Below are 17903 nucleotides of genomic sequence, written 5' to 3'. Positions count from 1 at the left end.
CTTTTTAAACAATAGCCTGCATGACCCAAATAGAGACCAGGGCATTAATCACGCACACCGCAATAATATGCGGGTAATAACGCGGATGAACGCCCGCCGTTCCCAGGCAGCGCCCTACATTCTGAACCGGGTTGCCCATCAGGTAAATGGCGGGTAACAGCACAGTGGCATCGTGACCGGACAGCGCGCCAGTAACCACCAGGCTGGCGCAGACACCCACGCCGCCGCCCATACTCATCACCGCAGCCAGCAGAACGGTCGCCGATTCTCCCGGCAAACCCCATAGCGCCATTACCGGTTCACACACTCGCCCGACGATATCCAGCAACCCCGTCACCTTCAGCGCCTGAATAATGACAAAGGCCATGACGACGTTGGGCAACAGGCTGGTGGTGGCGATGGTAAAACCGCGCCGCGCGCCGTCGATAAACAGATCCATAACATTTTTACGTACCTGTGCGCTCATTTCAGGCCTCCTGTTTCATACGACGATGTTCAAGCTGCGCGATCCACACCCGCAACAGGTTCGCACCGATAAATTTGAAGACTAAAATGACCGCCAGCGGCGTAATAACCGGTACGGTTATCGTGGCAAATAGCGCGGCGCCTGATGAGAAGTAGTTCGTCAGAATCGCGCTGCCGCTTGTCTGCCAGCAGGCGAAAATCGCCCGTTCCTGTTCGGTAATCACCCCCTCTTCCGCCAGCTCTTTGGTCATCCCGGCGGCGGCATCCGTATTTTGTAAATTGGCGATAAGCGCCAGAGAGCAAATGCCGGGGATGCCCAGGATCGGCCTGAGTATCGGCGTCATCAACTGCTGTGCGGCGCGCAGTCCGCCCAGCCCTTCCGTCACGGAAATAATGCCGAGCGATAAAATAACCGATGGCGCCAGCTCCAGTGCGAATAAAAAGCCGTCTCTCGCCCCTGTACCGCCAGTGCCGCGAAATGAAACCGCCGTGTCGCCTGCCGCGTTAACCAGGCCAAACGCGCCATTGAGCACGGTAAAATCAAACACTCGCCACCATTCCGTACTTTTCGCGAACATGCCTGAAAAAAGGATAATGGTAATAAAAAAGGCGAGATAACCGCCCCACCCCACTTTTTGCTGCGTGTGCATCTGATGACCCATTTTTTTCTCCGGTTGGTCTTGTCCTTGTGAGATTAAAAAACCATCTATACCGGTAAGTTGAAAGCAAAAAAGGAGGGCGGGACAGCACATTCGGAAAACGTTCAGGAAAGGAGAAAGCGGATAAAACGTGGAACGCCCGATGACGTTGCGCCACCGGGCAGAGTGATAATCGTGCTTAACCGTCGCTGACCTGTCCGTCCGGCCAGGCATGTACCACGGCTTTAATTAACGTCGCCAGCGGGATGGCGAAGAACACGCCCCAGAAACCCCACAGGCCGCCGAAAATCACCACCGACAGAATAATCACCAGCGGGTGCAGGTTGACGGCTTCTGAAAACAGTACCGGCACCAGCAGGTTTCCATCCAGCGCCTGAATGATCAGATACACGGCGAAGCAGCTCCAGAACTCCGTTCCGAGGCCAAACTGGAATAACGCCACGCCAATCACCGGAATGGTCACCACGAACGCGCCGATGTAGGGGATTAATACCGAGAATCCAACCAGAACCGCCAGCAGCAGCGAGTAGTTGAGACCAAAGAGCAGGAAGCCAAGCCAGGTCGCTACGCCAACCACCACCATCTCCAGCACTTTGCCGCGAATATAGTTGGTGATCTGCTGGTTCATCTCCATCCAGACCTGCCCGGCCAGTCCACGATTGCGCGGCAGCACCCGGCGCACGGCATTCAGCATCTGCTCTTTATCCTTGATCAGGAAGAAGACCATCAGCGGCACCAGCACCAGATACACCGCCAGCGTCAGCAACCCGACCAGAGAGGCCAGGGAGTATTTCACGACCGAATCGCCTAACGTCAGCATCCGGGTGCGCATGTTTTCCGCCATCGCATCAATGATCCCGGCATCCATCAGCGCCGGGTAACGACGGGGTAACGTGGCGGCATAATCAGAGAGCTTATTGAGCATACCCGGCATATCGCGAATCAAATAGATCCCCTGCTGCCAGGCCACCGGCATCACGACAAACGCCATCAGCAGTAAAATGCCGACAAAAACAATCAGTACGATTGAGGTGGCCCAACGCCGGGAGCAGCCAATCGCCTCCAGACGGACCGTAGGCCACTCCAGCAGGTAAGCGAGGACAATAGCCACCAGCAACGGCGCCAGAAGCCCACTGAAAAAGAAAAGGATGCCAAAACCGGCAACCAGGATAACCAGCAAGGCGATCGCCTCCGGGTCGCTAAAACGACGGCGATACCACTGCATCAACATCTCAAGCATAGAAACCGTTCCCTGAACCTCAATAGCGGGATTGCGATCCCGAATTGTATCTAAATGTCACAAAAAAGACTTCGCTTTTTGTTGCTGATTCAGGAAACTGAAAAGTCATTTGAGCGGGGTATTCACCACCGGGTTTCGCAGTTACACTCCCTGTGCTGGCGTGGCGGAACGATACGTCGCGGCATCGGTCAAATGGCTATATTAAAGAAAACAGGACAGAGGTCTATGTTCAGGCTGTTGAAGAAAAACCTGGTTGCTACCCTCATCGCTGCGCTGACTATCGGTCAGGTAGCCCCCGCGTTTGCAGATTCCGCAGACACGCTACCGGATATGGGGACCTCAGCAGGAAGCACGCTTTCTATCGGTCAGGAAATGCAAATGGGCGACTATTACGTTCGCCAGTTGCGCGGCAGCGCGCCGTTGATCAACGATCCGCTGTTAAGTCAGTACATCAACGCGCTGGGGATGCGTTTAGTCTCTCATGCAGACTCCGTGAAAACGCCGTTCCATTTCTTTTTGATTAACAACGACGAAATTAACGCCTTCGCCTTTTTCGGCGGCAACGTTGTGCTGCATTCCGCGCTCTTTCGCTATTCCGATAACGAAAGTCAGTTAGCTTCGGTGATGGCGCACGAAATTTCCCACGTAACCCAACGCCATCTGGCGCGCGCGATGGAAGATCAAAAGCGCAGCGCTCCGCTGACCTGGGTCGGCGCCTTAGGCTCTATTCTTCTGGCGATGGCCAGCCCGCAGGCCGGTATGGCGGCGCTGACCGGTACGCTGGCGGGAACGCGTCAGGGGATGATCAGCTTCACCCAACAAAACGAACAGGAAGCAGACCGAATCGGTATTCAGGTGCTGCAACGTTCAGGGTTCGATCCGCAAGCGATGCCGACGTTCCTGGAAAAACTGCTCGACCAGGCGCGCTACTCCACGCGTCCTCCCGAAATTTTGCTGACGCACCCCCTGCCGGAAAGCCGTCTGGCGGATGCCCGCAACCGTGCAAACCAGATGCGCCCGGTGGTAGTAGAGTCGTCGGAAGATTTTTATCTGGCGAAGGCGCGTACGCTGGGGATGTACAATTCTGGCCGTAATCAGCTTACCAGCGACCTGCTCGACGCATGGGAAAAAGGAAACGTGCGCCAACAGCGTGCAGCACAATATGGTCGGGCGCTACAGGCGATGGAAGCCAGCAAGTACGACGAAGCTCGCAAAGCGCTGCAACCGTTGCTGACGGCTGAACCAAATAACGCGTGGTATCTCGACCTGGCGACCGATATCGATCTGGGGCAGAAGAAAACCAGCGAAGCGATTAACCGTCTGAAAAATGCCCGCGATCTGCGCGCAAACCCGGTATTGCAGCTAAACCTGGCGAATGCTTATTTACAGGGCGGGCAAGCCCGAGAAGCCACGACCATCCTCAATCGCTACACTTTCAACAATAAAGACGACGGCAACGGCTGGGATCTCCTGGCGCAGGCTGAAGCGGCGCTCAATAACCGCGATCAGGAGCTGGCGGCACGCGCCGAAGGCTATGCGCTGGCCGGGCGACTGGATCAGGCGATCTCTATGCTCAGCAGCGCAAGTTCTCAGGTCAAGCTGGGCAGCCAGCAACAGGCGCGTTACGATGCCCGTATCGACCAGCTGCGCCAGTTGCAGGAACGCTTTAAGCCATACACCAAAATGTAGTATTCGTTCTGTTGCCGGGTGGCGACGCTATCGCGTTTTATCCGGCCTACAGTTCGCGCGAAAGGAGAAATCATGTCTGATGCAGTAAAAATCTACCACAACCCGCGTTGTTCAAAGAGTCGCGACACGCTGAGCCTGCTGAAATCCAACGGCGTTGAACCGGAAGTGGTGCTTTACCTGGAAACACCTGCCGACGCGGCGACGCTGCGTGAACTGCTGCGTATGTTAGGGATGTCCAGCGCACGCGAACTGATGCGCCAGAAAGAAGATCTCTACAAGTCACTCAATCTGGCCGACAGCCATCTGAGCGAAGAGGCGCTGATTCAGGCGATGGTGGAAAACCCGAAACTGATGGAGCGACCGATTGTCGTCGCCAACGGTCAGGCGCGTATTGGCCGCCCGCCGGAGCAGGTGCTGGAAATCGTGAGCTAATCCATGCGCCGCAGCGCTTCCAGAAAGTCCTGCGGCGTACAATCCCCCAGTTTTTTCTGTGTCTTACCACGGTTGTAGCATTCACATAAGCGGATAAGCAGCTCGCTGGCAGATTCACTATTTAGCCGGGGAACAATCTCATTCAGCGGTATTGTCACCGGCACCCAACCGGGAATCGTACCGGTTATTTGGCATGACATGCCGCGCGTCGCCAGGTGCGTTTTTAGATGCGGGCATATGCGATCAGAAATATTTGTCTCAATAGATTGTATATCAGCCGGGCAGGTTTCCAGCAATTCATCCAGCCAGACCACGACCCGCTGCGGTGAAATACCCGCATACAGTCGGGCAAAGCACCAGCCGCTCATCGGCTCGCGCGCCCAGAACAAATGATGTTCGCCACCGTCGTCCATATGCAACGAGAGTGGAAGGTGATACAGCGCCAGATGATTCGGCAGTATCCCGGATTTTAACGCTTTTTTCCCTTGTAACGACGCCCGCTGTCGCCGAGGTGTCGCCGGTTTAAGATAACGATTCAACGTCGCGCGCGACACAACAATGCCCAGCACCTCGTTCACCAACAATAAGAGGTCATCCAGCGGCGCACCTGTTACGTCGCGCAAGGCGTTCACCAAAACAACCTGCTCTTGTCTCATCGCTTTGTATATCATCTTCGGCGTAGTTTGCCCATCACTAACCCGATCACGATGTCGCCATCGCCTTACTGTCGTAACAGAAATCCCAAGCTCGGCGGCAAGCTCTCTGTCGCTTTTTTCAGACTGCTGAAGATAGCGACGAATACGCGGTGTGGTAGTGGCATTGGCGTGTAATTTTATTTCCATCGCAAGAATCCCTGTCGATTTTTAGATAATTAATCTTATGAGATTTATATGCTAATCGCGATCACATTGTGAGCTATTTCACCTTTCGTTCACACGCCTTCGCAGATAATCCTCATGCATAGCACACACAACGTGAGTTAATCTTGTACGGAGTTCACAATGAACAATGTTCTGGGATTTCTTGAAGCAAAACTGATGCCTCTGGCGGCGAAAACCGCTCAGCAGCGGCATCTCGGCGCGATTCGTGGCGCATACGTTTCGTTTATGCCGTTTATTATCGTCGGCTCGATTCTGCTGGTGATCTCCTCGTTTCCGAATCAAAACTATCAGCAGTTTATGTCTCAGGCTTTTGGCGAGAGCTGGAGTGCGATTATTGAGATCCCGTTTAACGCGGTGTTCTCAACGATGTCGCTGTTTATCAGCTTCCTGGTCGCATTTCGTCTGGCGGAACACTACGGCGAAGATCGCATCTCCTGCGGCATTCTGGCGCTGGTCTGTTTTCTGATCCTTACACCGTTTATCAAAGTGGCGGAAAACGGCGGTATTACCGTGATCCCCGTAGAATGGATTGGCACAAAAGGGTTGTTCGTCGCGATGATCGGTTCGCTGCTGTGGACTGAACTTTTCTGCTGGCTAAAGCGTAAAAATCTGGTGATCAAAATGCCAGAAGGTGTGCCACCGGCGGTGCAAGAATCTTTTGCCGCGCTGATCCCCGCCTTACTGGTCATGATACTGGTACTGAGCATTCGCATCTTGTTTGAAAACACCCATTACCAGACCATCCATCAGTTTATTTACGAAGTGGTCGCCACACCGGTTCGTCATTACGGCACCTCTTACTTTGGCGCGCTGATGACAGTGTTCAGCATCACTATTTTGTGGTCGGTCGGTATTAACTCCGGCTCAATGGTTAACGGCATCATCCGTCCGCTGTGGATGGAAAACCAGACCGACAACATTGCGGCTATTCAGGCTGGCACCACACCCCCACACATCATTACAGAACAGTTTTTTGACATGATTTGGATGGGCGGCGCGGGCGCAACGTTGTCGCTGGTGTTAGCCATGCTTTTCTTTGCGCGCAGTAAAAACATGCGGGAAGTGGCGCGGCTCGGTGCCGGAGCGTCCGTGTTCAACATCAACGAACCGATTCTGTTCGGTCTGCCGGTGATAATGAATCCGATAATGCTGATCCCCTTCAACCTGGTGCCGCTGGTGCTGGTCACCGTACAGTATACCGCGATGAAGCTCGGCGCGGTCGCCGTCACCACGGGCGTCTTTATTCCGTGGACGCTGCCGCCAGTCATTAGCGGTTTTATCGTTACCGGACATATTAGCGGCAGCGTCATGCAGCTCATTAACCTGCTGATTGGCGCAATGCTGTATCTGCCCTTTATGCGGATCGTCGATAAACAGTACCGCGCGGCGGAACTGGCTGCCGTAACACAGCCCGATGCACCACTTGCAAAACAGGAGTAAACCATGTGGGGAATTATCGCAACCTGGCGAATGGCGCTTGAAGGTGTGGCGGAATCCGCGTCTGCACTGGCTGCGGGGAACCCGGTCGCAATGGCGGTGGTAGACGCCGTCGCAACCGTTGAGGACTTTCCGTTTTATAAATCCGTGGGCTATGGCGGACTGCCTACTGAAAATGGCGAGGTCGAACTGGATGCCGCCTATATGGACGGCGATACCCTGGCGTTTGGGGCGGTCGGGAATCTGGTGGATATTGCCAACCCGGTGCGCGTCGCACATGCGTTAAGCCGTCAGCGCTATAACTGTCTGCTGGTTGGCCAGGGTGCGCGTGAATGGGCACTGAGCCAGGGATTTGCGGATAAAACCATGCTCACCGACAGAGCCATCCAGCACTATCAAAAACGCTGCCGGGAGACGCTGGATAAAGGCTTAAGTCCATATAACGGCCACGATACGGTTGGCATTATTGGTCTGGATAAACTGGGGTCGATGAGCGTTGCCACCTCCACCAGCGGCCTGTTTATGAAAAAACGCGGCCGCATTGGCGACTCTCCGGTTATTGGTTCCGGCTTCTATTGCGACAGTGAAGTCGGCGCGGCGACGGCAACGGGCGTCGGTGAAGATCTGATGAAAGGCTGCGCCAGCTATGAAATTGTTCGTCGCATGGCGCAGGGAATGACACCGCAACAAGCGGCTGATTCTGTAGTGTTTGAGCTGGAAGATAAATTGATGTCGCGATTTGGTCGCACAGGCGACCTCTCGGTGGTCTGCATGAACCGTAAAGGCGAGTTTGGCGCAGCCACCAACATCAAAACATTCTCGTTCGTTGTCGCTACCGCACGCCAACCGCTCACCGTATTTCGCGCCGAACGCCAGCACGAGAAGACCCATTATCACCCCGTCGATGAAGAATGGATGCAAGACTATGCCGCACGGATACGTGCTCCAGTCGAGGAAGAAAAATGATTTCATACCAACTGATTTGCTCACCCGCAGAGGTTCAACCACAAGGCCATCTTATCGCGCCTCCTGGCTGTTCTTTATTGCGGGATTCCGCTCTGCTCGCGGAAATGCACGTACTGGCGCAAGATAAAGTAGCGGATACCCGCTTTGGCTGCGCGCCTTTTACGCGAATTACCCTGTTGCCTGATGCGCTCTGGCAGGACAGCCTGACCGAAGGTTTACTCAATGCGATACGACCGCAGCTGGCCTCGCCAGTCAGCGAAAATGTGCTGATTGATGTCACCGAAATAAATGACACTGTACTGGCGCTGCTGCTGCGTTTTCTGTTTAATCAGGCGTATACGCTCAATGATTTACAATTGAAAAAAACGGATGCCACCGCCACTCGCATCCGCCATATCACCGCGTTCTGCCTGCCAGAACAACATGAGAAACGTGAAAAAGTGTTCAGGCAGCAGCAGGCCATTGCCAACGGCATGGTCGCTGCAAGGCGGCTGGCGGATACCCCCTCCGATTGCTGTACGCCGCAGTTCGTGGTCAATGAGGCACAAACCCTGTGCGCCTCTTTTCCTGCGCTGCACTGTGAAGTCCTTGATGAAAAACAAATTGTTGAACAAGGCCTCGGACTGCTCCATGCGGTTGGCAAAGGAGCGACCTGTCCACCGCGTTTGCTTGCCATTCATTACAACGGCATAAGTGACGGCCCGGTACGCTGCTACATAGGTAAAGGGATAACGTTTGATACCGGTGGCCTGTGGTTGAAAGAGGGCGCGGGTATGTACACCATGAAATATGACATGTGTGGCGCAGCCAACGTGTTGGGACTGCTCCTGACGGTTGCGGAGTTAAAACTGCCCGTACGCATAATGGGCGTGCTGGCGCTGGCTGAAAACGCGATCGGCCCGAACGCAATGCAGCCTGGCAGCGTTGCTCGCGCCTGCAACGGTATGACAGTGGAAATCAATAACACCGACGCTGAAGGACGACTGGTGCTGGCCGACGCCATTGCATGGACGAGCCAACGACAGCCGCAGGCCCGTTATATCATCGACATGGCAACCTTGACCGGTGCGGTGGTGAAAGCGCTTGGCTACGAACTCAGCGGGCTGATGACTCAGGACGATGCGTTAAGACAGGCGCTAACAGAGGCTGGACGGCAGAGCGGAGATGAAGTCTGGTCTTTACCTCTGGATGCACGACTGAAAAAGCAGACCGAAAGCGCCATAGCCGATCTCTGTAATACGCCGACGAACAATGCGGCAATCAGCGCTTCCGCAGCCTGGTTACTGCATCATTTTTGCCCGTCGGATATCCCGTGGGCACATCTGGACATTAGCGGTACGGCGCTATGGCGAGAAAACGGCAGAAGCGTCGCGTCCGGCAGGCCGATTCCACTGCTGGTTGAGCACTTACTGGAAGATATTGCCTGAGTTTTTTGCCCGGCCACCGGGCAAAAACGACAGCGTTACAGCGTCAGAATCTCTTTAACGAACGGAATGGTGAGTTTACGCTGTGCGGTGATTGAGGCGTGATCGAGCTGATCCAGCGTAATAAATAGCGTACGCATCTCGCGATCCAGCCGCTTCAACAGAAAACGCCCGACATCTTCCGGCAGTTCAAACCCACGCAGTCTGGCGCGCAGTTGTAACGCCTGGAGTTTGTCTTCATCAGAGAGTGGTTGCAGCTTGTAGATTTGCCCCCAGTCCAGACGAGAAGCCAGATCGGGTAATCCCAGCTTTAGCTGACGTGGAGGACGATCGCCGGTGATCAGCAGGCGCGTTTTTCCCGACTCAAGGATGCGGTTATAGAGATCAAAGATCGCCATTTCCCACAGTTCATCTCCGGCGACACATTCAATATTGTCAATACACACCAGCGACAAATGTTCCATGCCGTCAAGCACTTCCGGTACAAACCAGGTGCGCTTATCCAGCGGCACATAGCCTACCGCGTCGCCGCGTTGCGACAGTTCAGCACACGCCGCGTGCAGCAGATGGCTACGGCCCGCGCCTTCACGCGACCAGAGATAAATATATCCGCTATGTTCCTGACGCAGCACGTTTTGCAGTGCAGCCAGTAAAGAGGCGTTATCCCCCGGCCAGAAACTTGCGAAAGTTTCGTCGTCAGGAAGATAAAGTGGCAGAGAGAGCTGTGCCGGAGTGTTCAGAGATACCTCAATCCAGGATTCCATAAAATCGCGATGAGTTTACCACAGAATTCCATCACGATAGAACCGGGCAGCAAGCACTGCCCGGTTTCAGGATTATTGCTGCGGCGTATCCGCGTCTTTCGCATCCAGCACCACTTCTTCCGGTCGCAGGACGCTGATCAGTTTGAAGATCAGGCTCAGGCCGATCCCAACAATGGTCGCCAGCGCCATTCCTTTCAGTTCAGCCGCGCCAATATGCACTTTCGCGCCGCTGACGCCGATGATCAAAATCACCGAAGTCAGGATCAAGTTCTGCGCTTTGTTGTAATCGACTTTTGATTCAATCAATACACGAATACCGGATGCGCCGATCACGCCGTACAGCAGCAGCGATACGCCGCCCATTACCGGCAGCGGGATTATCTGAATCGCAGCGGCCAGTTTACCCACGCAGGAGAGCAGAATGGCAAAAATCGCCGCGCCACCGATAACCCAGGTGCTGTACACGCGGGTGATCGCCATAACACCGATGTTTTCACCGTAGGTGGTGTTCGGCGTAGAACCGAAGAACCCGGAAATCATCGTTGATAACCCATTGGCAAACATCGAACGATGCAGGCCAGGGTCACGAACCAGATCCTTTTTAACGATGTTCGCCGTCACGACCAGGTGGCCTACGTGTTCGGCAATCACCACCAGCGCCGCTGGCAGAATTGTCAGAATGGCAAACCATTCAAAGCGCGGCGTATAGAACGTCGGCAGCGCGAACCAGTGCGCTTCGGCAATCGGCGCGGTATCCACCACTCCCATTGCAAATGACAGCGCATAGCCTGCCAGCACGCCGATCAGGATCGGGATAATGGCCAGGAAACCCCGGAACAGCACGGAGCCAAAGACCGTCACCGCCAGGGTCACAAGGGAGATGGTAATGGTTTTGGTATCCGGGGATTGCCCTTCAGCAGGCAGTAACCCGGCCATACCCGCAGCCACGCCCGCCAGTTCCAGACCGATAACGGCAACGATTGCGCCCATCGCCGCAGGCGGGAACATCACGTCCAGCCAGCCGGTTCCGGCTTTCTTCACGATAAAAGAGACCAGGCAGAACAGCACGCCGCACATGATAAAACCGCCCAGCGCCACTTCATACCCCAGCGGCAACAGCAGCAGAACCGGCGAAATAAAGGCAAAGCTCGACCCTAAATATGCAGGGATTTTACCTTTACAAATAAAGAGATACAGCAACGTACCGATGCCGTTAAACAGCAGAACGGTAGCCGGGTTGATATGAAACAGGACTGGCACCAGCACGGTTGCGCCAAACATGGCGAACAAATGCTGCAAACTAAGCGGGATTGTCTGTAAAAGCGGCGGTCTTTCACTTACCCCGATAGCACGGCGCGTCATAGTGTTTTCCTCTGAGTGTTGTATGTTATGGGTGTTTTATTCAAAAAAAAGCCGACTCTTAAAGTCGGCTCTTTATTATTCATTCACTTACTTCGTACCAAAGATCTTATCGCCGGCATCGCCGAGGCCCGGAATAATGTATCCGTGCTCGTTAAGTCCCTTATCAATCGATGCGGTGTACAGCTCAACATCCGGGTGCGCTTTCTCCAGCGCCGCAATGCCTTCCGGCGCAGCAACCAGCACCAGCACTTTAATGCTGTGGCAGCCTGCGTTTTTCAGCAGATCGATCGTCGCAATCATTGAACCGCCGGTTGCCAGCATCGGGTCAACCACCAGCGCCATACGCTCATCGATGTTGGATACCAGTTTCTGGAAGTACGGAACGGGCTCCAGCGTTTCTTCGTTACGGTAGATGCCCACCACGCTGATACGCGCGCTCGGCACATGCTCCAGGACGCCTTCCATCATGCCCAGACCGGCACGCAGGATAGGAACCACGGTGATTTTTTTACCTTTGATTTGTTCGATTTCAACCGGGCCATTCCAGCCGTCGATGGTTACCGTTTCGGTTTCCAGGTCTGCGGTCGCTTCATAGGTCAGCAGGCTGCCTACTTCCGAGGCGAGTTCACGAAAGCGTTTGGTGCTAATGTCGTTTTCACGCATCAGACCCAGCTTGTGTTTGACGAGTGGGTGTTTGACTTCCACGATCTTCATACTCTTCTCCTTTCCTCAGACGAGTGGCAACCACAAAAAAAATCGCCGGATTATACCGCTTTTCCTCTCTGGCGCAACACAACGTATGCTTGACATGGATCAACCAAAGTGACATACGTCTGGAGAATGAGTATAAAACACGCCCCGCACAGATGGCGGGGCTGAATAACAACGTATTGAATCTTAAATATTTTCTCCGTTGTTTTTAATTACATTTTGATACCAGGCAAAAGATCTCTTCGGATGGCGCGCTAACGTCCCGCTGCCGTCATTATTTTTATCGACATAGATAAAGCCATAACGTTTTTTCATCTCGCCCGTCCCCGCCGACACCAAATCAATGCAGCCCCACGGGGTGTAGCCCATCAAATCAACGCCATCTTCCACAACGGCTTTTTTCATTTCACGAATGTGCGCTGCGAGATAGTCGATACGGTACCGATCGTCGACGGAACCATCTGCCTGCTGAATATCTATCGCCCCAAAGCCGTTCTCGACAATAAACAGCGGTAGCTGGTAGTGATCCCAGAACCAGTTGAGCGAGTAGCGTAACCCCACAGGATCGATCTGCCAGCCCCAGTCCGACTTCTGCACATACGGATTGGAGACCAGACTTTTCGTTTCGTCGTAATCGAGCTGTGGGTTATCTGCGGTCGCTTTCGTGGCAAAAGACATGTAATAGCTGAAACCGATATAGTCCACACAGCCCTGTAACAGCGCCGCGCGATCTTCATCGGTGATATCCAGCGCAAAGCCCCGACGCGCAAAGTAGTTGAGGATATGCTGCGGATATTTCCCGCGCACATGCACATCCGTAAACCAGTAGCGACGGTGCATCGCGTTCATCGCCATCATCATATCGTCCGGCGCGCAGGTCAGCGGATAGATCGGACACATGGCGATCATGCAGCCAACCTGCAATGCCGGGTTGATCTCCCGCGCCGCTTTCACCGCCAGCGCGCTGGCGACCAGCTCATAGTGCGCCGCCTGATACATCACCGGTTCACGATCTTCGCCCGGCAGGTATTTCAGCCCCGAGTTGGTGAACGGCGCGAAATCTTCGTGATAATTGGCCTGGTTGTTGATCTCATTGAAGGTCATCCAGTATTTCACTTTGTGCTGATAGCGGGTAAATACCACTTTCGCGAAGCGCACGAAGAAATCGATCAGCTTACGGTTACGCCAGCCGCCATATTCCGTGACCAGATGGTAAGGCATTTCAAAATGCGACAGCGTAATCACCGGTTCAATACCGTACTTCAGGCATTCATCAAACAGGGCGTCATAAAACTGCAAACCCGCTTCATTCGGCTGTAATTCATCCCCCTGCGGGAAAATGCGCGTCCAGGCGATAGAGGTGCGAAAACATTTAAAGCCCATCTCGGCAAAGAGCTTAATATCGTCTTTGTAGCGATGATAGAAATCGATAGCCTCATGGTTGGGGTAATTTTTCCCGGCGATCACGCCGTCGGTAATTTCCCGCGGAACGCCATGCGCACCGGCGGTCATCACATCCGCCACGCTAATCCCCTTTCCGCCTTCCTGCCAGCCGCCTTCTAACTGGTGAGCAGCAACGGCGCCGCCCCACATGAAATTCGCTTTAAATCCAGACATACGTTTCCCTCATTGTAATTGCAATGTTAACGCCGCTACGCTGACAACCCGAAGCAAAACAGAAACCGGTTTCAGTACGATACTGTGCATAACTGGCGCAGGTTTCAAGCACGGTAATGAACCCGGTTTCATTTTCGTGGAGCAGTTCAAACAAATGGGTACACAACGGTAAAACGCTGAAAAATTCGGCAGATAAAAACGGATGCAGAGCAGGCTCGCAAACGTTTGCTTTCCCTGTTAGAATTGCGCCGAATTTAATTTTCACCGCAAGTAACGCGTGGGGACCTAAGCAGTGACCGACAAAACCTCTCTTAGCTATAAAGATGCCGGTGTTGATATTGACGCTGGTAATGCTCTGGTTGATCGAATCAAAGGCGTAGTGAAGAAAACTCGCCGCCCGGAAGTCATGGGTGGTTTGGGTGGCTTCGGCGCGCTGTGCGCATTGCCGCAAAAATATCGTGAGCCTGTACTGGTTTCCGGCACTGACGGCGTAGGGACAAAACTGCGTCTGGCGATGGATCTGAAACGCCACGACACCATCGGGATCGACCTGGTGGCGATGTGCGTCAACGATCTGGTCGTTCAGGGCGCGGAGCCGCTGTTCTTCCTGGATTACTACGCGACCGGCAAGCTGGACGTCGATACCGCCGCCAGCGTGATCAACGGTATTGCCGAAGGTTGTCTGCAATCAGGCTGCGCGCTGGTCGGCGGCGAAACCGCTGAAATGCCAGGGATGTATCATGGCGAAGATTACGATGTCGCCGGTTTCTGCGTCGGCGTGGTGGAAAAATCAGAAATTATCGACGGTTCCAAAGTGGCCGATGGCGATGTGCTGATTGCCCTTGGCTCCAGCGGCCCGCACTCCAACGGCTATTCTCTGGTACGCAAGATCGTTGAAGTCAGCGGCTGCGACCCGGAAAACACCGAGTTGGAAGGCAAACCGTTAGCCGATCACCTGCTGGCGCCAACCCGCATTTATGTGAAGTCCATTCTGGAACTGATTGAAAAAGTCGATGTGCACGCCATCGCCCACCTGACCGGCGGCGGTTTCTGGGAAAATATTCCTCGCGTATTGCCGGACAACACCCAGGCGGTGATTGACGAATCTTCCTGGCAATGGCCAGCCGTCTTCAACTGGCTACAAACCGCGGGCAACGTCAGCCAGCATGAAATGTATCGCACCTTCAACTGCGGCGTCGGGATGGTGATCGCCCTGCCGGAAGCGGAAGTGGATAACGCCCTCGCCCTGCTGAAAGCAAAAGGTGAAAACGCCTGGAAAATCGGTATCATTAAAGCCTCTGATTCCGAACAGCGCGTGGTTATTCAATGATGAATCTTGTGGTGCTTATTTCCGGCAACGGAAGCAATTTGCAGGCGATTATCGATGCCTGCAAAGAGAAAAAAATCAAAGGCACCCTTCGGGCAGTATTCAGTAACAAGGCCGACGCGTTCGGCCTTGAACGCGCGCGTGAGGCCGGAATTCCGGCACATGCGTTAACGGCCGATCAATTCGCCAGCCGTGAAGCGTTTGACCGCGAACTGATGCGTGAAATAGACGCTTACGCCCCCGATCTCGTGGTGCTGGCGGGCTATATGCGCATCCTGAGCCCCGCGTTCGTCGCCCACTATGAGGGGCGTCTACTCAATATTCACCCTTCCCTGCTGCCAAAATACCCGGGGTTGCATACGCACCGTCAGGCGCTGGAAAACGGCGATGAAGAACACGGAACCTCTGTCCATTTTGTTACCGATGAACTCGACGGCGGCCCGGTTATTCTGCAAGCGAAGATTCCGGTCTTTGAAGGCGACAGCGAAGATGAAATTACGGCCCGCGTTCAGACGCAGGAACACGCTATCTATCCGCTGGTCGTCAGTTGGTTTGTGGATGGCCGTCTGGAAATGCGTGATAACGCCGCCTGGCTGGATGGCAATCGCCTGCCGCCGCAAGGCTATGCCGCCGAGTAATAACATTCCCTCGCAGGACGGCGCCATCAGGCAATCCAACGTTTCAATGCCGGGTGGCGCGTCAACGCTTTATCCGGCCTACGCCTCAGGAATTCCCCTCATCTCTTTGCTTATCTGACGGTTTATTGTCATATTTTTCTGGCACAGTTGGACATCTGAGCGCAATGCTCGCCATAATAATCAGGCAGTGTCCCGTGAATAAAACGGAGTGTGAGTTGTAATGGGTCAGGAAAAACTATACATCGAGAAAGAGCTAAGTTGGTTAGCGTTCAACGAACGCGTGCTCCAGGAAGCTGCGGATAAATCAAATCCGCTTATTGAACGCATGCGCTTCCTGGGCATCTATTCCAATAACCTTGACGAGTTCTATAAAGTTCGTTTCGCCGAACTGAAACGTCGCATCATAATCAGCGAAGAACAGGGTTCTAATTCTCATTCTCGCCATCTGCTAGGTAAGATCCAGTCCCGGGTACTAAAAGCCGACCAGGAATTCGACAGCCTGTACAACGAATTGCTGCTGGAAATGGCGCGTAATCAGATCTTCTTAATCAACGAACGCCAACTGTCGGCCAACCAGCAAAGCTGGCTGCGGCATTATTTTAAACATTACTTACGCCAACACATCACGCCAATTCTGATCAATCGCGAAACGGATTTAGTTCAGTTTCTGAAAGATGATTACACCTATCTGGCCGTAGAGATTATTCGCGGCGATGCTATCCGCTACGCGCTGCTGGAAATTCCATCCGACAAAGTGCCGCGTTTTGTGAATCTGCCGCCGGAAGCGCCGCGTCGCCGTAAGCCGATGATCCTGCTGGATAACATTTTGCGCTACTGCCTGGACGACATCTTCAAAGGCTTCTTTGACTACGACGCGCTGAATGCCTACTCAATGAAGATGACCCGTGATGCCGAATACGATTTGGTGCACGAGATGGAATCGAGCCTGATGGAGCTGATGTCCTCCAGCCTGAAACAACGCCTGACCGCCGAGCCGGTGCGTTTTGTTTATCAGCGCGATATGCCAAACGCGCTGGTGGAAGTGCTGCGTGAAAAGCTGACCATCTCCCGCTACGACTCCATCGTACCCGGCGGCCGGTATCACAACTTCAAAGACTTCATTAGCTTCCCCAACGTGGGCAAAGCCAATCTGGTGAACAAGCCGCTGCCGCGACTGCGCCATCTCTGGTTCGATAAAGAGAAGTTCCGCAACGGGTTCGACGCCATTCGCGAGCGCGACGTTCTGCTCTATTATCCGTACCACACTTTCGAACATGTGCTGGAATTGCTGCGCCAGGCCTCCTTTGACCCCAGCGTGCTGGCGATCAAAATCAACATCTACCGTGTGGCGAAGGATTCACGCATCATCGACTCGATGATTCACGCCGCCCATAACGGCAAGAAAGTCACCGTGGTGGTAGAATTGCAGGCGCGATTCGATGAAGAGGCGAATATCCACTGGGCGAAGCGGCTGACCGAAGCAGGCGTACATGTGATCTTCTCGGCGCCAGGCCTGAAAATTCACGCCAAACTGTTCCTCATCTCGCGTAAAGAAGGCGATGAGGTGGTGCGTTATGCGCACATCGGCACAGGGAACTTCAACGAAAAAACGGCACGCCTGTACACCGACTATTCCTTACTGACCGCCGATGCGCGTATCACGAACGAAGTCCGTCGCGTGTTCAACTTTATCGAGAACCCTTACCGCCCGGTGACGTTCGACTATTTGCTGGTCTCTCCGCAGAACTCACGACGCCTGCTGTACGAGATGATCGATAAAGAAATCGCCAACGCCCAGCAAGGTCTCCCCTCCGGCATTACGCTGAAGTTGAATAACCTGGTGGACAAGGGGCTGGTCGACCGTCTGTACGCCGCATCCAGCTCGGGTGTGCCGGTCAATCTGCTGGTTCGTGGGATGTGTTCGCTGATTCCAAATCTGGAAGGCATTAGCGACAATATCCGCGTGATCAGTATCGTGGATCGCTATCTCGAACATGACCGGGTTTATATTTTTACCAACGGCGGCGATAAGCAGGTGTATCTTTCCTCCGCTGACTGGATGACGAGAAATATCGATTACCGTATCGAAGTTGCTGCGCCGCTGCTCGACCCGTGTCTTAAGCAACGCGTGCTGGATATTATTGACATCCTGTTTAGCGACACGGTAAAAGCCCGCTACATAGATAAAGAACTGAGTAATCGCTACGTGCCGCGCGGAAATCGTCGCAAGGTGCAGTCGCAACTGGCGATTTACGACTACATCAAATCACTCGAGCAACCTGACTAACGCT

16 protein-coding genes are annotated in these 17903 nt (G+C 53.9%); 8 read left to right on the top strand and 8 right to left on the bottom strand.

What is annotated here, in order from left to right:
- Nucleotides 1-4: 4 nt before the first annotated feature.
- From OGX75_RS00530 to OGX75_RS00520, 3 genes are all read right to left on the bottom strand, one after another.
- The gene (locus OGX75_RS00530) at nt 5-466 is read right to left on the bottom strand and encodes a YjiG family protein (RefSeq protein WP_047462074.1); all 462 of its coding nucleotides are present in this window, start codon (nt 464-466) and stop codon (nt 5-7) included.
- A 1-nt stretch (nt 467) separates the two neighbouring features.
- Complete coding sequence (locus OGX75_RS00525) at nt 468-1127, bottom strand: nucleoside recognition domain-containing protein (protein WP_024130126.1); 660 nt, start codon at nt 1125-1127, stop codon at nt 468-470.
- 175 nt (nt 1128-1302) lie between these two features.
- Entirely contained in the window at nt 1303-2364 is a 1062-nt protein-coding gene (locus OGX75_RS00520; protein ID WP_012131296.1) for an AI-2E family transporter, read from the bottom strand.
- Nucleotides 2365-2589: 225 nt separating this feature from the next.
- Between OGX75_RS00520 and bepA the strand changes: the two genes are divergently transcribed.
- On the top strand, nt 2590-4053 hold the full coding sequence (gene bepA, locus OGX75_RS00515) for a beta-barrel assembly-enhancing protease (RefSeq protein ID WP_024130125.1): 1464 nt from the start codon (nt 2590-2592) through the stop codon (nt 4051-4053).
- A 72-nt stretch (nt 4054-4125) separates the two neighbouring features.
- Nucleotides 4126-4485 (top strand): arsenate reductase (glutaredoxin), encoded by a 360-nt coding sequence (gene arsC / locus OGX75_RS00510; RefSeq protein WP_012131294.1) that lies wholly within the window; start codon nt 4126-4128, stop codon nt 4483-4485.
- On the opposite strand, the gene OGX75_RS00505 is transcribed toward arsC, so the two are convergent.
- Nucleotides 4482-5327: an XRE family transcriptional regulator gene (locus tag OGX75_RS00505; protein WP_286450863.1), complete on the bottom strand. Its 846-nt coding sequence runs from the start codon at nt 5325-5327 to the stop codon at nt 4482-4484. The two genes, arsC and OGX75_RS00505, sit on opposite strands and share 4 nt — an antisense overlap.
- 159 nt (nt 5328-5486) lie before the next feature.
- On the opposite strand from OGX75_RS00505, the gene celB reads away from it, so the two are divergent.
- From celB to OGX75_RS00490, 3 genes are read left to right on the top strand one after another with little or no spacing between them, the layout of a single operon-like run.
- Nucleotides 5487-6806 (top strand): PTS cellobiose transporter subunit IIC, encoded by a 1320-nt coding sequence (gene celB, locus OGX75_RS00500; RefSeq protein ID WP_047462068.1) that lies wholly within the window; start codon nt 5487-5489, stop codon nt 6804-6806.
- Nucleotides 6807-6809: 3 nt separating this feature from the next.
- Nucleotides 6810-7769, top strand: coding sequence for a glycosylasparaginase (locus tag OGX75_RS00495; protein ID WP_012131290.1), 960 nt, complete (start codon nt 6810-6812; stop codon nt 7767-7769).
- A complete protein-coding gene (locus OGX75_RS00490; RefSeq protein ID WP_286450862.1) occupies nt 7766-9196 on the top strand; it encodes a leucyl aminopeptidase family protein in 1431 nt (476 codons plus the stop codon). Before OGX75_RS00495 ends, OGX75_RS00490 begins: the two co-directional genes overlap by 4 nt.
- 35 nt (nt 9197-9231) lie before the next feature.
- Here the strand turns inward: OGX75_RS00490 and OGX75_RS00485 are convergent, their stop codons facing one another.
- From OGX75_RS00485 to OGX75_RS00470, 4 genes are all read right to left on the bottom strand, one after another.
- Nucleotides 9232-9933 (bottom strand): DnaA inactivator Hda, encoded by a 702-nt coding sequence (locus OGX75_RS00485; protein WP_213164963.1) that lies wholly within the window; start codon nt 9931-9933, stop codon nt 9232-9234.
- A gap of 96 nt (nt 9934-10029) precedes the next feature.
- Nucleotides 10030-11319 (bottom strand): uracil permease, encoded by a 1290-nt coding sequence (gene uraA, locus OGX75_RS00480; RefSeq protein ID WP_012131287.1) that lies wholly within the window; start codon nt 11317-11319, stop codon nt 10030-10032.
- A gap of 87 nt (nt 11320-11406) precedes the next feature.
- Nucleotides 11407-12033 carry a uracil phosphoribosyltransferase gene (gene upp / locus OGX75_RS00475; RefSeq protein ID WP_012131286.1) on the bottom strand — a complete coding sequence of 209 codons (627 nt, stop codon included), beginning with the start codon at nt 12031-12033 and terminating at the stop codon, nt 11407-11409.
- Between the two features lie 183 nt (nt 12034-12216).
- Entirely contained in the window at nt 12217-13647 is a 1431-nt protein-coding gene (locus OGX75_RS00470; RefSeq protein WP_047462059.1) for a 6-phospho-beta-glucosidase, read from the bottom strand.
- A 292-nt stretch (nt 13648-13939) separates the two neighbouring features.
- On the opposite strand from OGX75_RS00470, the gene purM reads away from it, so the two are divergent.
- From purM to ppk1, 3 genes are all read left to right on the top strand, one after another.
- On the top strand, nt 13940-14977 hold the full coding sequence (gene purM / locus OGX75_RS00465) for a phosphoribosylformylglycinamidine cyclo-ligase (protein ID WP_024130122.1): 1038 nt from the start codon (nt 13940-13942) through the stop codon (nt 14975-14977).
- Nucleotides 14977-15612 carry a phosphoribosylglycinamide formyltransferase gene (gene purN / locus OGX75_RS00460; protein ID WP_077956824.1) on the top strand — a complete coding sequence of 212 codons (636 nt, stop codon included), beginning with the start codon at nt 14977-14979 and terminating at the stop codon, nt 15610-15612. Before purM ends, purN begins: the two co-directional genes overlap by 1 nt.
- A gap of 220 nt (nt 15613-15832) precedes the next feature.
- The gene (ppk1, locus tag OGX75_RS00455; protein WP_012131280.1) at nt 15833-17899 is read left to right on the top strand and encodes a polyphosphate kinase 1; all 2067 of its coding nucleotides are present in this window, start codon (nt 15833-15835) and stop codon (nt 17897-17899) included.
- Nucleotides 17900-17903: the final 4 nt, after the last annotated feature.

The organism is Citrobacter sp. CK199 (genome assembly GCF_030333285.1).
GTDB classification, from domain to species: domain Bacteria; phylum Pseudomonadota; class Gammaproteobacteria; order Enterobacterales; family Enterobacteriaceae; genus Citrobacter_B; species Citrobacter_B koseri.
This window is presented reverse-complemented; position numbering and strand designations above follow the sequence as displayed.

Bases quoted from the DNA above. Each gene is read 5' to 3' on its own strand.
- OGX75_RS00505 (WP_286450863.1), bottom strand. From the start codon at position 5,327: ATGGAAATAAAATTACACGCCAATGCCACTACCACACCGCGTATTCGT.
- OGX75_RS00470 (WP_047462059.1), bottom strand. From the start codon at position 13,647: ATGTCTGGATTTAAAGCGAATTTCATGTGGGGCGGCGCCGTTGCTGCT.
- arsC (WP_012131294.1), top strand. From the start codon at position 4,126: ATGTCTGATGCAGTAAAAATCTACCACAACCCGCGTTGTTCAAAGAGT.
- purN (WP_077956824.1), top strand. From the start codon at position 14,977: ATGAATCTTGTGGTGCTTATTTCCGGCAACGGAAGCAATTTGCAGGCG.
- OGX75_RS00525 (WP_024130126.1), bottom strand. From the start codon at position 1,127: ATGGGTCATCAGATGCACACGCAGCAAAAAGTGGGGTGGGGCGGTTAT.
- OGX75_RS00490 (WP_286450862.1), top strand. From the start codon at position 7,766: ATGATTTCATACCAACTGATTTGCTCACCCGCAGAGGTTCAACCACAA.
- OGX75_RS00495 (WP_012131290.1), top strand. From the start codon at position 6,810: ATGTGGGGAATTATCGCAACCTGGCGAATGGCGCTTGAAGGTGTGGCG.
- bepA (WP_024130125.1), top strand. From the start codon at position 2,590: ATGTTCAGGCTGTTGAAGAAAAACCTGGTTGCTACCCTCATCGCTGCG.
- upp (WP_012131286.1), bottom strand. From the start codon at position 12,033: ATGAAGATCGTGGAAGTCAAACACCCACTCGTCAAACACAAGCTGGGT.
- OGX75_RS00520 (WP_012131296.1), bottom strand. From the start codon at position 2,364: ATGCTTGAGATGTTGATGCAGTGGTATCGCCGTCGTTTTAGCGACCCG.
- ppk1 (WP_012131280.1), top strand. From the start codon at position 15,833: ATGGGTCAGGAAAAACTATACATCGAGAAAGAGCTAAGTTGGTTAGCG.
- celB (WP_047462068.1), top strand. From the start codon at position 5,487: ATGAACAATGTTCTGGGATTTCTTGAAGCAAAACTGATGCCTCTGGCG.
- uraA (WP_012131287.1), bottom strand. From the start codon at position 11,319: ATGACGCGCCGTGCTATCGGGGTAAGTGAAAGACCGCCGCTTTTACAG.
- OGX75_RS00530 (WP_047462074.1), bottom strand. From the start codon at position 466: ATGAGCGCACAGGTACGTAAAAATGTTATGGATCTGTTTATCGACGGC.